Source organism: Paraburkholderia sp. EG286B, from assembly GCF_040965655.1.
In the GTDB taxonomy this organism is placed as follows: domain Bacteria; phylum Pseudomonadota; class Gammaproteobacteria; order Burkholderiales; family Burkholderiaceae; genus Paraburkholderia.
Genome location: NZ_JBFRCF010000028.1, coordinates 39934 through 54686, shown reverse-complemented (window position 1 = coordinate 54686; position 14753 = coordinate 39934). Strand labels below are relative to the sequence as shown.

The following is a 14753-nucleotide window of genomic DNA, read 5'->3' as shown; positions in this document are numbered from 1 at the left end:
GACTTCGAGGTATTCGTTATGAGAAAAATTGCCATCGTCGGCGCCGGCCAGTCTGGTCTGCAACTGGCGCTCGCCCTGCTCGACCGCGGCTATGAAGTCACGCTCGCGACCAATCGCGATGCACAGCAAATCCGCACCGGCAAGGTCATGTCGAGTCAGTGCATGTTCAACGCCTCTTTGCAGATCGAGCGCGATCTCGGCCTGAACTGGTGGGACGCGTCCTGCCCTCCCGTGGAGGGGATTGGCTTCGCGGTCCCGCATCCGGACCTGCCGGGCCGTAAGCTCATCGACTGGTCCGCGCGCCTGACTCAACCGGCACAATCCGTCGATCAGCGCGTCAAGATGTCGGCCTGGCTCGAAGCCGTCGTCCAACGTGGCGCCGACGTGCGAATCTGCGAGGTCGGCGTGCCCGAAATGGAAGAACTCGCAAGGAGCCATGACCTCGTGCTGCTGGCAGCCGGCAAGGGGGAGATCGTAAATCTGCTGGGCCGCAACGCCGAACGCAGCCCCTTCGACAAGCCGCAGCGCGCGCTGGCGCTGACTTACGTGAAGGGCATGATGCCGTCGACGCCCTACTCGCGCGTACGTTTCAATCTGATTCCGGGCGTGGGCGAGTACTTTGCGTTCCCCGCTCTGACCACGAATGGTCCGTGCGAAATCATGGTGTTCGAAGGCATTCCCGGCGGCCAGCTCGATTGCTGGGCAGGCGTCAAGACACCCGAGCAGCATCTCGAGACCAGTCTGGCCTTTCTCCGCCAATATCTGCCGTGGGAAGCCGAGCGCTGCGCAAACGTAGAACTGACCGACCCCAACGGCGTGTTGAGCGGGCGTTTCGCACCGACTGTGCGCAATCCCTACTTCAGGTTGCCTTCCGGCAAGACGGTGTTCGGCATGGCCGACGCGATCGTCGTGAACGATCCGATTACAGGCCAGGGTTCGAACAATGCTGCCAAGTGCACGAAGGTCTATCTCGATGCCATTCTCGAGCGCAACGGCGCTGCCTTCAGCGAGGACTGGATGCAGCAGACTTTCGACCGTTACTGGTCGTACGCGAAAGAGGTCGTCAGGTGGACGAACTCACTGCTTACGCCACCGCCGCCGCACATTCTCGAGTTGCTCGGCGCAGCCGGTCAGTTTCCAACGCTCGCCTCGACGATTGCCAACGGCTTCGACGACCCGCGCACGTTCTCGCCGTGGTGGTTTGATCCGACCGCCTGCATGGCGCTGATCGACGAACACGCTGCGCGTGCCGCGTAATGAACACGAAAAGGAGAAAGCTCATGTGCAGCACGCTCGAACCCACTGCCGCGAAACCCGATGAACAGCTCAATGCAATGCGGCAATTGCGCAACGCGTTCGGGCAGTATCCGACGGGCGTTACTGTCATCACAGCCGCCGCGCGGGATGGCCGCAAGATCGGTCTGACCGCAAACTCGTTCGCGTCACTGTCGCTCGATCCACCACTCGTGATCTGGAGTATCGGCAAGACTTCACCCAGTTGCGCGGATTTCGTCCATGCGGGCTACTTCGCGATCAACGTGCTGGCCGAAGACCAGACCGACCTGTCGCGCCGCTTTTCGAAACCGTCGCCCGACAAGTACGTCGGCGTCGCCTGCCGTGAAAGCCTTGGTGGCACCATGGTGCTCGACGGCTGCAGCGCGCACTTCGTGTGTCGCAACCTGGCGCAGCACGAAGGCGGCGATCACCTGATCTTTATCGGGCAGATCGAGCATTTCGAAGCAGAGGGCCACGCTCCGCTGGTCTTCCATTCCGGGCAGTACGGCGCGGTAACCAATAATCCGGCATTAATTTAATCATATTATTTAGTATTACATATTTATAAGGTTTACCGCCATGAAGCACTCCACGTCCCGTATGCTGCTCTGCTTCGCTCTGTCTGGAGTCCTGAGCACAGGATCGGCAATAGCGGGCGACCTGCCCAACGTCAACCTCGGCTTCACGAGCTTCCTCGATGGTGCACCGCCGGCGGGGTCCGGCTGGTATGCAACGCAGTACCTCGAGTACTACACGGCAGACCGTATCAACGACAACGCCGGAAACAAGGTCGCCTTGCCGAAGCAGAACGTCGATATCTTCGCGGGCCTGACGCAACTCGTTTATCAGTCGCCCTTCAAGATTGCCGGCGCGCATCCGGGCGTCGACGTGATCCTGCCGTGGGTGGCATCGGCCCACACCGACGACGGCATGGGCGACGTGGCGCTTAATGCACGCACGGGGTTCGGCGATCTGCTTGTTGGGCCCTTCATCCAGTTCGATCCGGTAATGGGCCCGGACGGACCGCGCTTTGCGCACCGCTTCGAACTCCAGATCATTGCGCCAACGGGTGCCTATGACCCGGGCAAAGCGATCAACCCGGGCAGCGGCTTCTGGTCAATCGACCCATACTGGGCCGCGACAGTCTGGATCAATCCGAAGTGGACGGTTTCCTGGCGGCTGCACTATCTCTGGAACGCCACGAACAATCGGCCGAATCAGGGCTTGGGGGACGGCGCGACTTCATCGCAGGCCGGACAGGCGCTGCACGCCAACATCGCCACGGAATACGAGGTGATGCCAGGCTTGCGAATCGGCCTCAACGGTTACTGGCTGCGCCAGATCACCGACATGAAGGTGAATGGCCAGAATGTGCCGGGGCAGCGTGAAGCGGTGTGGGCGATCGGCCCGGGGGCAATGTACAGCTTCTCCCAGCACGACCACCTGATGTTCAATGCCTATTTCGAGGCGGATGCGCGCAACCGGCCCGAGGGAACGCGCCTGGTGCTGCGCTACGTTCATCATTTCCAGTGACACGCTGATTGAGCGTTCGCGCCATGCACGCCGGCTCAAGTCGAGCCCGCCGTTATGGCGCACGCGAATGTGTAGAGGCATTCGTTAGTCCCCACACGGTGAATCCCTTCCCTGCTGCTCAGTGCCGTGCTGCATTGACAGTTCACAGAATCCTGCCCGCATGTCCTGAAACTGCCTGCACGCCACGGCGCAAAGCTTGCCTCGTCAAGCGGCGCACGTCGCCTTGATGCCCGAGCGCGAGCACTTCGTCCACACTGCCTTCGCCTGTCTCGAAGCCGGGCGATCTAACGTCTTGAAGCACGCTTCAGTGTCTGCGATGGCGTTTCGCCGAAGAGTTGCTTGTAGTCGTTGGAAAAACGGCCGAGATGTGAAAATCCCCAGTTCATCGCGATTGACGAAACGTTGCGCTCCGAGCAGTCCGAGAGCATCTCGCGCCGTACCGCTTCGAGCCGGTGCCTCTTCAGCCAGGCCATGGGCGCAAGCCCGAAGTGCTGCCGGAAGCCTTCGAACAACTTGTAGCGCGACACGCCCGCAGCACGCTCAATGTCTTCGAGTGCGATATTTTCGCGTGCGTTGTCGTGAATGAACTGTTTCGCTCGCAACAGGTAGTGCGGACATGAAGGCCGCATCGCCTCGGCAAGCGCATTCGAGTAGTTATGCGGCTGAGCAAGCAGCAGCCCTTTAATCAGCGCCTGCTCGAGATCCCCTGCCATTTTCTGATGATTGAGCAACGGCCCCGCCTGTCCCATCTCGGCCAGCAAGAACTTGACCATGCGCCACCAGGCCGCCTGATCGCCTTCGGCGGCATTCATCTGGGGCTCGAAGGTCAACACAGCGTCGAGCGGGCGTTGCAGAAGTCCCTCGAGCACCTGACGCAGGGCCGGAATCGGAATCGAAACGATGATCTTGCGACAGTTGCCCATGATCGCAAGGTCCTGCGTCTCATGCGGCGACAGAACGAGGCCCCTGTCCTGGTCCGACAGCCACAGGCGGCCCTGCGCCGCGAGCTCCTGGTGGCCGGTGAGAGGCAGGCTGACGCTATAGCTGTTGAGCGGCGCATCATTGTGCACCGAGACGGTGACATCGGTGCCGTACTCCACATACCCCAGCGTGCTGGCCATGGAACGCATCACCGTTCCAGAATGATGGAATTGCAGTTCCTTAGGGCTGCGTACCTGCAGCCCATGGGGTCCGCAAATCGACGCCATCCAGTCCCGCGCGCCCTGAAGATCTCGACTCAGCGCGTCAATACCTCGACTGTCGTTGAAAGCGGGGGAAGGCATGGCGTTTCACGGGAGGTTGGCGAATGCTCAATGGTAAACCACCCCGTGCCCAGACAAAATACCGAAACACCCCAAGGCGCCCCGGCATCAGCAGCGTCAGGAGGACGACTGCGCGCTGTTACTGTCCCCGAATTTTTCGTAGTAAAGACGGCCTTCCAGTCGTTCGCTTGCAAGCCACGTCTTGATTGCCTCGACCATCGGCGGCGGTCCGCAGACATACATGTCGAACGGGTTCGCTTCCAGCATCCCGCAGTCGAAATGTTCGGGAATGAGCCCCGTCTTGCCCTGCCATGCCTCAGAGGGATTCATCACAACGATATCGCACGCGAAGTTCGGGATGCGCTGCTCGTAGGACTTCAAACGATCGAGCTCGCATAGATCCCGCGCGTTCGTCACACCATAGTACAGATGGACCCTCTGGCCACAGCCGCCCTTGTGCGCGAGATCGTCGAGCATGCCCAGAAATGCGGACAGACCCGTACCGCCTGCGACCATCACCAGCGGCCGCTCCACCTCGCGTAGATAGAACGTGCCCAGCGGCGCCTCGAACTCGACCGTCTGGCCCGGCTGGCAGCGCTCGCGCATATAGTTGCTCATCGCGCCGTCGGGCAGCAGACGGATCAGGAACTGGATCTGGTTTCCGTCCTCGGGCCGGTGCGCGAACGAATAGGATCGCCAAACGTCCGCGCCCGGCACCTTCACGCGGGCGTACTGGCCCGGCAGAAAATCGAGCCGCCCGGGATGGGCACTCGCGTCCAGATGCAGGATCGCCATCGTTTCTGAAACCTGCTTCACGGCGGTGACCTTGCCAGTTAGCAAAGTAGTCCGGCTCGCGCCACAAAGGCTCGAATCGAAGTCGAAGTAGAAGGACGCATCGGATTGCACGCGCGTCTGGCAGGACAGGATCTTGCGCGCAGCGAGGTCGTCGGCAGACAGCGTCTCTTCGTCGACATAGTCCTGCGTATAGCTGCCCGATTCGCAGCGCCCCTGGCAAGTTCCACACACGCCCTCACGGCAGTCGAGCGGGATGTTGACGCCATTGCGCAGCGCGGCGTCGAGCAGGAGCTCATCCGCTCGGACATCGAAGAACGCCGTCTTGCCATCGGCGAAACTGAAGGCAACCTTGTGGCTCATCTCGTGGCACTCCCGCTTACAGATGGTAGAAGTCGAGCACTGCGTTGATCGTGTCGTTCAGCAGGAGCACGTGCTTGCGAGCGATTTTCCAGGTCTCGCCGGCTGGGCGCAGCTGGTAGGTGACGCGTCCGAAGAAATGTTCGGCAACGCCATGCCGGGCGTAGAACGTGGCCCAGTTGGCCTTGACTTCCAGCTCGCCGCGATCGCGCTCCGAAATGCGGACGTTGGTGATCTGGTGCAGCGTGCGCGGCAGCGGCGTCGACGCCGCCGACTTTCCCGTGCGCAGGCGGAACACGCGATCCTCGAGCCCCGTGCGGTTCGCATAGTAGATGAGCGACATGCCGCGCTTCGGGTCGGTCGTGTACACATGCTCGGAGTCCCACTGGGGTACGTGAAATTCGCTGTTCTCGTCGAAGAGGGCGAGGTACTCGTCCCAGCTCTGCGCGTCGCAGAGCTCGGCCTTCCGATAGAGAAACTGCTCGACCGATTGTTGCAGGGTGATGGACATGGTTCAGGCCTCCTTCGTAACGTTCGACTTCTGTGCGAGCCCCTTCATGAGGTAGGTCTGCCACGCACCGTGCTGGTTGACGTAAAGCCCCTCGTGGGTCAGCTCCGTGCCGCACAGCACAGGTTCGATGCCGAGCAGGCGCGTATTTGCCGTCTCGCCTGCCACCCACTTGTGGTGTCCGCGAGAGATGTCGCTCCAGCGCTCGAGGCGCGCCTGGAAGCCGCGTTGTTGCTCGCGGAACTCCACGAGATCGTCCGGCGTGCCCATGCCCGAAACATTGAAGAAGTCTTCGAACTGCCGAATACGGCTCTCGCGATCCTGATCCGTTTCGCCCTTCACACCGATGCACTGGCTGATGACCTCAGTCTTGTTCCAGGCGACCGGGCGCACGATGCGAAGCTGGGAGCTGATCTGGTCCATGAAAAACAGGCTCGGATAGATGTTCAGGTTGCGCAGGCGATGCATCATCCATTCGGCCTTCTGCTGCCCCTGTGCCTCGACGAGGCGCGGCATGACGCTGCCGTAGCCCGGACGCACACTGGGGTTCGGCATGTCGCTGAACAGCACGCTATGGCCGTTCCTGAATGCGAACCAGCCGTCGTCGGTCTCGGAATCGCCCGCGCCAAGCTTGCTGTAGTCGAGCGTTCCGCTCGTCGCACCGCCCTTCTGGGCGTTCGATTCGTGGCGGTGCTGCACCGTGGCGACGTAGTTGTAGTGCACCGTGCTCACGTGGTACCCGTCGAGGCCGTTTTCGTTCTGCAGCTTCCAGTTGCCTTCGTAGGTGTACGTGGACTTGCCCGGCAGCACCTCGAGCTCGCCCGTGGGCGATTGCGCGACCATCATGTCGAAGAAGATGCGCGCATCGCCGAGGTAGTCCTCTAGCGTGTCGGTCGCATCGGCGTCAAGGCTGATGAACACGAAGCCCTTGTAGCTTGCAATGCGCGCTTTTTTCAGGCCGCGCGTGGATTTGTCGAAGTCGTCGCAGTATTCACCTGGCGCCTTGACCTTGACCAGGCGTCCGTCGCTCTTGTAGCACCACGCATGAAAGGGGCAGGTGAAGGTCGACTGATTGCCTTTGCCCATACGCGTGAGGGTCGCGCCGCGATGCTGGCATGCGTTGATCATCGCGTTGAGCTGACCGTTGCCGTCGCGCGAGATGATCATCGGTTGGCGCCCTGCGCGCATCGTCATGAAGTCGTGGGGCTTGGGGATCTCGCTCTCGTGGCACGCGTAGATCCAGGTCTTCTCGAAGATGAACTCCATCTCCAGGTTGAACAGTTGCGGCTCCGTGAACATCTCCCGCGCAATGCGATAGACGCCCTCTGCCGGACGAAAATCGAGGCATCCGCCAATGAATTCTTGCCATTGCGACGTGTTTTTCTCTGCACTCACGATGGGTTCTCCTCCTGCCGTTGAGCGGTCTTGCGACCGGGTTCTTGATGAGCTGGATTGAATACCCGATGCGGTGCGGGCGCTATCCGCCTGGTCGGCATTCGCTATCCGCTTTTTTTGCAGTTTTTTCCGCTTAGCTGGCGCCGAAAAAAACGGATAGTAAGTCTCCAATAGACGGATAGCGCTCGCGCGGGCCCGGATATCTAATGCCGTCAACGCCCCAAGATGCTCTTCGGAGCGACAGACACCGAGCTCAAGCGCCCGCAGGCTCATGTCCACCGGATTCCACGTACATCATTGAGCTTCTGCCATGACCGCACCGACGATTGAACGCATCGAGACCCGCCTCGTCGATCTGCCGACGATTCGCCCTCACAAGCTGTCCGTCGCCACGATGTACGGGCAAACCCTGATGCTGGTGAAGGTGTATTGCAGCGATGGCGTAACCGGCATCGGTGAAGGTACGACGATTGCCGGCATGGCCTACGGTCCGGAAAGCCCGGAAGCGATGAAGCTGGCGATCGACGCCTACTTCGCCCCGGCGATGATCAGCCAGGACGCCACGCGAATCCAGGCGCTCATGGCGCATCTGGGCAAGCTCGTGAAGGTCAATCACTTCGCCAAGTGCGCGCTGGAAACGGCGCTGCTCGACGCGCAGGGCAAGCGTCTCTCCGTGCCGGTGAGCGAACTGCTGGGCGGCCGCCGCCGCGAGCGCTTGCCGGTGGCATGGACGCTCGCGTCGGGCGATACCTCCAAGGACATCGCCGAAGCCGAGGCGATGCTCGAAGTGCGCCGTCACAAGATCTTCAAGCTGAAGATCGGCGCGAAGGACCTCAAGACCGACATCAAGCACGTGGCCGACATCAAGAAGGCGATGGGCGACCGTGCCGCCGTGCGCGTGGACGTCAACATGGCCTGGAGCGAGACGCAGGCGGCCTGGGCGATTCCCGCGCTGGCGGAAGCCGGCTGCGAGCTGGTCGAGCAGCCGGTCGCTTCGCCCGCGGCGCTGTCGCGCCTCATGCGCCGCTTCCCGGTGGCATTGATGGCCGACGAAATCCTGCAGGGACAGGAAAGCGCGTTCGAGATCGCGAAGAGCGAGGGCGCCGATGTGTTCGCCATCAAGATCGAACAAAGCGGCGGACTGTTCGCGGCGCAGCGCGTAGCCACGATTGCGGACGCCGCGGGTATCGAGCTGTACGGCGGCACGATGCTCGAAGGCGCGTTCAGCACGGTGGCGTCGGCGCACCTGTTCGCAAGCTTCGCCAACCTGCAGTGGGGCACCGAACTGTTCGGCCCCTTGCTGATCACCGAAGAGATTCTGACGAAGCCGCTCGACTACAGCGACTTCGAGCTGACGGTGCCGAACGGCCCGGGCCTGGGCATCGAACTGGACGAGGCGAAGGTCAAGCGCTTCACCCGCGACGGCCTGATGAAAGTCACGAAGTAATCCGGACACCGGATAAACGGAATTTGACGATGCTTTTCCACGTACGCATGGATGTGAACATCCCGGCCGACATGCCGGCCAATGTCGCCAACGAAATCAAGGCGCGCGAAAAGGAGTACTCGCAGGAGCTGCAGCGCAGCGGCAAGTGGCGTCATATCTGGCGACTGGTGGGCGAGTACGCGAACTACAGCATCTTCGACGTAGAGAGTAATGCAGAGCTGCACGACATTCTCACCGCCTTGCCGCTTTTTCCATACATGAAGATAACGGTCACGCCGTTGTGTCGCCACCCGTCCTCCGTCAGGGACAACGACGCTTGAGCTGATTCCCCCTCAATACCAGCAAGCACCAGGAGACAAAGACCATGAGCGCAAAAGTATTCGACACGAAGGAAGTGCAGGACCTGCTGAAGGCCGCTGCGAATCTCAACGGCGGTAGCGGCGACGCGCGTTTCCAGCAGATCGTCCATCGTCTGCTGGGCGACCTGTTCACGGCCATCGACGATCTCGACATCACGCCCGATGAAGTCTGGGCCGGCGTGAACTATCTGAACAAGCTCGGCCAGGACGGCGAAGCGGCGCTGCTGGCCGCCGGTCTCGGTCTCGAGAAGTATCTAGACATCCGCATGGACGCCGCAGACAAGGCAGTGGGTCTCGAAGGCGGCACGCCGCGCACGATCGAAGGGCCGCTTTACGTTGCGGGCGCGCCGGTGCGCGAGAGCGTTTCGCGCATTGACCTCAACGCCGACGCCGACGCGGGGCCGCTCGTCATTCACGGCACGGTCACCGGACTCGACGGCAAGCCGCTCGCCGGCGCCCTGGTCGAATGCTGGCACGCCAATTCGAAGGGCTTCTATTCGCACTTCGACCCGACTGGCGCGCAGGACGACTTCAACCTGCGCGGCGCGGTCAAGACCGGCGCGGACGGCAAGTACGAATTCCGCACGCTCATGCCGGTGGGCTACGGCTGCCCGCCGCAAGGCTCGACCCAGCGGTTGCTGGACGGCCTTGGCCGCCACGGCAACCGCCCGGCGCACGTGCACTTCTTCGTCTCGGCGGATAACAGCCGCAAGCTCACCACGCAATTCAATATCGAAGGCGACCCGCTGATCTGGGACGACTTCGCCTACGCAACGCGCGAAGAGCTGATTCCGCCCGTGACGGAAAAGACCGGTGGCACCGCGCTCGGCCTGAAAGCCGATACGTACAAGGACATCGAGTTCAACTTCACGCTCACGCCGCTGGTCCAGGGCAAGGATAACCATATCGTCAATCGCCTTCGCGCTTCAGCCACAGCGTAGTTGGCCGAGCCGGTGGCGGCGCCGCAACGCTGCCGCCGGTCAGTGTAGTGAACTGGCCGCTGCTACCCGCACGACGCGTGCTATATAAACCCACGTACGAAGATCGACCGTAGAAGACGTGACATCGGCTAAATGCCGAATATGTGGCTAGCTGTCCAGAAGCGCTGATATGCGCAACGTCCACGAACCAAGCGTCTAATCCAGCCGCGTCAAAAGATGAAACGGCTATTGCGCTGACTTGTCGCCCGTTTCCGCGTATAGCGGGTTTGTGCCCGTCAGGAACCAGGTGTGCAGCGTACCTATGCCTTTCGCTTCAATCTCGCCTCGCTCCTCAAACAGAAAACGATCACCAAGAAGGCCCCGCGTGGCGTCGGTAACCTGCACACGCCCCGCCACGCTGTGTGACTCCATTCGACTGGCGGTGATGACTGCAGCGCCCCACAAGTCATAGATGAACTTTCGCCTGCCGATGACACCGGCGACCACAGGCCCGCTATTGATGCCAATACGCATTTGGAGGCTGTAGCCGTGGCGCCGATTGAATCGCGCAAGCGCATCGATCATATCCAGTGACATATGAGCTGCCCTCTCTGCATGGTCAGGAGCTGGGTCTGGCAGCCCACATGCTGCCATGTACGAATCACCGATAGTCTTGATCTTTTCAAGGCCCCAGTGGTCGGCGATGTTATCGAATTCGGCGAAAATCTCGTTGAGTAAAGCGACTAGTTGCTCCGGCTCCATGAGCGCCGAAAACTGTGTAAACGCCACAATATCAGCGAATAGAACCGTGACATCCGTAAAACTATCCGCGATGATTTCAGGAATACTGTCGGCAATCAGGTCCGGGCGCGCTTTCAGCCGCTCAGCGATCGGATAGGGCAGCAGATTGAGCAGTAGCCGCTCCGACATTTTTTGCTCGACAGCGAGCTTGTCATAGAGGCATTGGAGTTCGTCGCGTTGGCGCTGGATTAGCTCCCAGCTCGCCCGCAATTCCTCGTTCTTACGCGTAATCTCGGCTTCCGCCCGTTTTTTCTCAGTGATATTGCGGCCCTCAGGAAGCAGGAATACGACGTCACCGTTTGAATCTTTGATCGGCAAAATCGAAAAATCGACGACGATCGTCCCCGCACCCGCTAAGTGACCGTAGACTTCGAAATCGCGGCGGACGAACTCGCCTTCGCCAGCGCGGTGAATCAGTTCCCGGAGCAGGGCCTGGGTCTGCCCCGAAACGACCCACCAACGCGCCTCCCAGAACGGTTTACCACGAATGTCATCCATTCGTATCCCGGCGGCTTCAAGCGCAGCATGGTTGATCTCGAGCATTGTCCCGTCCGTATCCAGTAGACCTACGAACTGATACATCGAGTCAAACATGATGCGCGCTAACTTATTCCGCTGTGTCTGGAGGTCATCGCCTGCAGAGAGCGTCACGTCGCCCACCCGAAATTCTGCGACGGTAGAGAAACACTGGAGATGGATCGCAGCCATGCTTCACCTCTTGCGCCTCCGGCATCCGGTGCGGCGCTTGCTCACCCCATTGCCTTCAGCATGCTATCGATCTGATACTCCCAGTGTACCCAGTCGCACACAGAAGATGCGAGCATTGATATTTTCATACAAATACAATGCATGCGCGGCGCGCGCTCCAAATCCAGCTCAACATTATCTTTAAGCCACCGGCACCGTACTGGGCATTGAGTTTGTTGGTGACCAGTTTGAGAGCCTCACTGATTCCGAAGCCCAGTCCACACAGTTGCTTCGGTTCAGAGCCAGGCGTGAAATGGTCTCAGACCCACGACGTCGGCGCACCTGCCATCATCTCTGCGATTAGCCGGACGGTAACCGGCCAGAGCGCCAGACCGTAGTGGGCGTGTCCGAATGCGAAACAGAGGTTGTCGTGCGTCGGCGCTGGCCCAATGACCGGCAACATGCGGGCGTGCAGGGGCGGCAACCGCACCACGGCGCGGGATCCGCCCGCGCGCTGGGCCGAAAAAGGCCGCATGAGAGCGCCTCGTCGGCTTCGAGCTGAACCGGGGTCCTGGCCGTATCGCGATAACCCAGTTCGACACCTCTCGTCAGGCGGACGCCGCGCAGCATCGGGGGAATCTGGAAGCCCGCCTCCGTGTCGAGAACGGGCTGGTTCAGTTTTGCCCCTTTTATCACGGAATAGTGCATGTAATAGCGGCGCTTTACCGCGTTCGGCAAGTCGCAGCCGATTTTCGCCGTGAGATCGCGTGACCACAGTCCCATCTCGACGACAGCCGAACTTGCCTGCAAGGGGTCGTCCTTCCTTATGACACGCCATGCCAGCCACGCTGCTTGGCGCCATCTAGAGAATGAAATGGACGTCCCCGTCTCTTTCATTCTCTAGGCATGGCTGACGGGTGAATAGAATGCCGCCATCGCGCAAAATTCCACCGCGCTTTCGTCGCGATTTCAAGATGAAAATGTACACGTTCACACGAATTCCAACGCCGCTTCACCGCGTGGCGCTCTGGAATAAAATCATTTTTTTTGGAAACTCTTCACCGAAATCAGCCATTCGGATGATTTCACAAAAATCGCAGTGAATTTTAAAATGCTCTCCCACGCGAATTTTGTGAAAATGAAAGCGGATAATATTCTTTGGAGCCAACGCGAATGTCCCTCAGTGTGCATGCCACTCATGCAGTTCAAGACATGTCAGTAGATGCCGACACCAATAGCGTCGCCACAAAAATTGCCGCGACGACTGAAAACACATCGGCAGCCACGCAGCGTGGTCGAAATACCATCGAACGAATTTTGCGCATCGCCATCGACATCATCGTCGACGAGGGCTATGGCGAACTCTCGATGCGGAAGATCGCAAGCAAAGCGGGTATCAGCCTGTCCAATCTGCAGTTTCATTTCAGGACCCGCGAAGATCTCCTCGGTGCAGTCATGACGCTGCTGGCATCAAGATACCTCGAACAGTACCGCACCCTGGCTGGCAATGCGCACTTGAGTTCAGAAGGACGCCTGGAAGCGGCGCTCCGTCATACGCTGGCTGGCAATCGGGAGCCCCGCACACAGGCGATTTTCTTCAATATGTGGGCGATCGCACAGACCCAGGAATCTGCTCGTTCGATCGTCGAGCAGATTTACGTGGCGCAGCGCGCAGAACTTTCGCGTTTTATCGGAGAGGCCAATCCGCGCCTCAGCGCGCATGATTGCTCGCTGCGCGCCGCGCTGATCTCGTGCCAGATAGAAGGCCTGATGAGCTTGATTCCCCAGCGCGAAGCCTATCCTCACGGCCTCGATGGTATCGAAGAGGAAGCCATGCGGACGATACTTGCTCTCGCTGCCGCGCCCTCCTCAGCCAACGCAATTCGCCCTCACTAAGCGTACTTGGTGAGGGCGAATATCGCAACCGCTACACGGCCTACGCTTCGTCGAGCAGCCGCCCCATACCCTTGTAGAGTTCAGGACGGGCAGCTTTCAGCCAATAGGCGAAGCCTGCGCCAAACACACCAACCGCAAGCGTTATCCACGGAAGCGCTTCCGAGAACCACGAATTCGTACCCGTGAGCAGCGACACGTTGCTGGTGATTTCATAGACGCAAAGCACGAGACCCACGCCGCTGATCGTCGGCGCGATCAGACGTTGCCAGATCGACACTCCGTGGGTATTACGCGCAAAGAACCCGATCACCGCAAGCGCAGTCAGCGCCTGCACCGCAACGATACCGACCGCCGCCGGAACGCTGGACAGCGGAACCACGACGAGCATGGCGTCGGCCTTATAGATCGCAGCCAGCACGATGACCGCGACGCCGACCAGAATCTGGAATATACCGGCAACGTGAGGCGTCTGTTGAACCGGATGCAGTTTGGCGAAGCGCGACCACAGCACACCCTCGCGTCCGAGGGCAAACAGATATCGCGCCGAGGCATTGTGGAAGCTAATCAGTGCCGCCAACAGGCTCGTGATCATCAGCATATTGGTGATATCGGCCGCAGTGGCACCCAGATACCGTTGCGTGATGATGAACCACATGTTGCCCGGGTCCTTCGAGGCCTGCGCTACCGCTTCGGGAATACCGTAGGCATTCGTCACCAGCCACACGGAAACTGCATACAGAGCCATGATCAGGATGACCGCCGCATACGTGGCGCGGGGAATCGAACGTTCCGGGTTGCGTGCTTCCTCCGCATAGATGGCCGTCGTCTCGAAACCCATGTAGCAACTGACGACGAACACGAACGAGGCGCCAAACCCGTGACCAAACACATTCGACGGCATAAACGGCGTCAAGGCAACCGCACTCGCACCACTCTTCCCGAGAATGGCTCCGTTAAGAATCAGGATGATGGAGACTTCGGCAAGCATCAGTATGAACAACACACGACCGCTAAATGCGATGTTCTTGTAGCCAAAGAAAAACACGACCACCATCGAGGCCAATGTGCACATCCACCATGGAACTGCAACACCAAAATGTGACTGGACGCCGTAACTGATGAAAAAGCCGATCATCGCATAGCAGGCGATCAGCATGGCGTTATACGCGAGGATTGCCATAAATGCTCCACCGATCCCCCACGGGCGTCCCAACCCCTGGGCGATATACGCATAGAATGCACCGGCATTCTTCACGTAGCGGCTCATCGCGCAAAAGCCAACGCTGAAGACGAGATACAGCAAGCCAACCACGACATACGTACCCGCAGCGCCGGCCCCGTTACCCATGCCGATCGCAAGTGGCGCGCCGCCAACCAAGGCCGTCAGAGGACCGTTGGTCGCAATCACCAGAAACACAATATTCAACCAACCCAGCGCGTCCTTGCGCAGCGAGGTTTGGTTACTCTCCATCGTTTTCATTGACGTCTCCAATATTTAGCTTATCAACTGTTCCGACT

Annotated in this window: 13 protein-coding genes; 7 read left to right on the top strand and 6 right to left on the bottom strand. The window is 59.9% G+C overall.

Translation table 11 applies throughout. The features are described from left to right. Positions 1–18: 18 nt before the first annotated feature. Genes AB4Y42_RS37295 through AB4Y42_RS37285 form a run of 3 tightly spaced genes read left to right on the top strand, consistent with a single transcriptional unit; the run spans position 19 to position 2808 of the window. Positions 19–1257 carry a styrene monooxygenase/indole monooxygenase family protein gene (locus tag AB4Y42_RS37295; RefSeq protein ID WP_368696993.1) on the top strand — a complete coding sequence of 413 codons (1239 nt, stop codon included), beginning with the start codon at positions 19–21 and terminating at the stop codon, positions 1255–1257. 23 nt (positions 1258–1280) lie between these two features. Beyond that, positions 1281–1814: a flavin reductase family protein gene (locus tag AB4Y42_RS37290; RefSeq protein ID WP_368692357.1), complete on the top strand. Its 534-nt coding sequence runs from the start codon at positions 1281–1283 to the stop codon at positions 1812–1814. A 40-nt stretch (positions 1815–1854) separates the two neighbouring features. Next, positions 1855–2808: a transporter gene (locus tag AB4Y42_RS37285; RefSeq protein ID WP_368696992.1), complete on the top strand. Its 954-nt coding sequence runs from the start codon at positions 1855–1857 to the stop codon at positions 2806–2808. A gap of 284 nt (positions 2809–3092) precedes the next feature. On the opposite strand, the gene AB4Y42_RS37280 is transcribed toward AB4Y42_RS37285, so the two are convergent. The 4 genes from AB4Y42_RS37280 to antA all read right to left on the bottom strand — a co-directional run bounded on the left by AB4Y42_RS37280 (position 3093) and on the right by antA (position 7125). Beyond that, the gene (locus tag AB4Y42_RS37280) at positions 3093–4091 is read right to left on the bottom strand and encodes a helix-turn-helix domain-containing protein (RefSeq protein WP_368696991.1); all 999 of its coding nucleotides are present in this window, start codon (positions 4089–4091) and stop codon (positions 3093–3095) included. 96 nt (positions 4092–4187) lie between these two features. After that, positions 4188–5225 carry an anthranilate 1,2-dioxygenase electron transfer component AntC gene (antC, locus tag AB4Y42_RS37275; RefSeq protein WP_368696990.1) on the bottom strand — a complete coding sequence of 346 codons (1038 nt, stop codon included), beginning with the start codon at positions 5223–5225 and terminating at the stop codon, positions 4188–4190. A 16-nt stretch (positions 5226–5241) separates the two neighbouring features. Beyond that, on the bottom strand, positions 5242–5733 hold the full coding sequence (gene antB / locus AB4Y42_RS37270; RefSeq protein WP_368696989.1) for an anthranilate 1,2-dioxygenase small subunit: 492 nt from the start codon (positions 5731–5733) through the stop codon (positions 5242–5244). Positions 5734–5736: 3 nt separating this feature from the next. Continuing rightward, the gene (antA, locus tag AB4Y42_RS37265; RefSeq protein WP_368696988.1) at positions 5737–7125 is read right to left on the bottom strand and encodes an anthranilate 1,2-dioxygenase large subunit; all 1389 of its coding nucleotides are present in this window, start codon (positions 7123–7125) and stop codon (positions 5737–5739) included. A gap of 310 nt (positions 7126–7435) precedes the next feature. On the opposite strand from antA, the gene AB4Y42_RS37260 reads away from it, so the two are divergent. From AB4Y42_RS37260 to catA, 3 genes are read left to right on the top strand one after another with little or no spacing between them, the layout of a single operon-like run. Further along, complete coding sequence (locus AB4Y42_RS37260) at positions 7436–8572, top strand: muconate/chloromuconate family cycloisomerase (protein ID WP_368696987.1); 1137 nt, start codon at positions 7436–7438, stop codon at positions 8570–8572. A gap of 29 nt (positions 8573–8601) precedes the next feature. Continuing rightward, the gene (gene catC, locus AB4Y42_RS37255; protein ID WP_254317753.1) at positions 8602–8892 is read left to right on the top strand and encodes a muconolactone Delta-isomerase; all 291 of its coding nucleotides are present in this window, start codon (positions 8602–8604) and stop codon (positions 8890–8892) included. Positions 8893–8936: 44 nt separating this feature from the next. Further along, a complete protein-coding gene (catA, locus tag AB4Y42_RS37250; protein ID WP_368696986.1) occupies positions 8937–9872 on the top strand; it encodes a catechol 1,2-dioxygenase in 936 nt (311 codons plus the stop codon). Positions 9873–10097: 225 nt separating this feature from the next. Here catA and AB4Y42_RS37245 read toward each other — a convergent pair whose 3' ends face one another. Further along, positions 10098–11360, bottom strand: coding sequence for an adenylate/guanylate cyclase domain-containing protein (locus tag AB4Y42_RS37245; RefSeq protein ID WP_368696985.1), 1263 nt, complete (start codon positions 11358–11360; stop codon positions 10098–10100). Positions 11361–12512: 1152 nt separating this feature from the next. Between AB4Y42_RS37245 and AB4Y42_RS37240 the strand changes: the two genes are divergently transcribed. Then, positions 12513–13235 carry a TetR/AcrR family transcriptional regulator gene (locus AB4Y42_RS37240; protein ID WP_368696984.1) on the top strand — a complete coding sequence of 241 codons (723 nt, stop codon included), beginning with the start codon at positions 12513–12515 and terminating at the stop codon, positions 13233–13235. 40 nt (positions 13236–13275) lie between these two features. Here the strand turns inward: AB4Y42_RS37240 and AB4Y42_RS37235 are convergent, their stop codons facing one another. Continuing rightward, positions 13276–14715: an APC family permease gene (locus tag AB4Y42_RS37235; protein ID WP_368696983.1), complete on the bottom strand. Its 1440-nt coding sequence runs from the start codon at positions 14713–14715 to the stop codon at positions 13276–13278. Between the last annotated feature and the right edge of the window lie 38 nt (positions 14716–14753).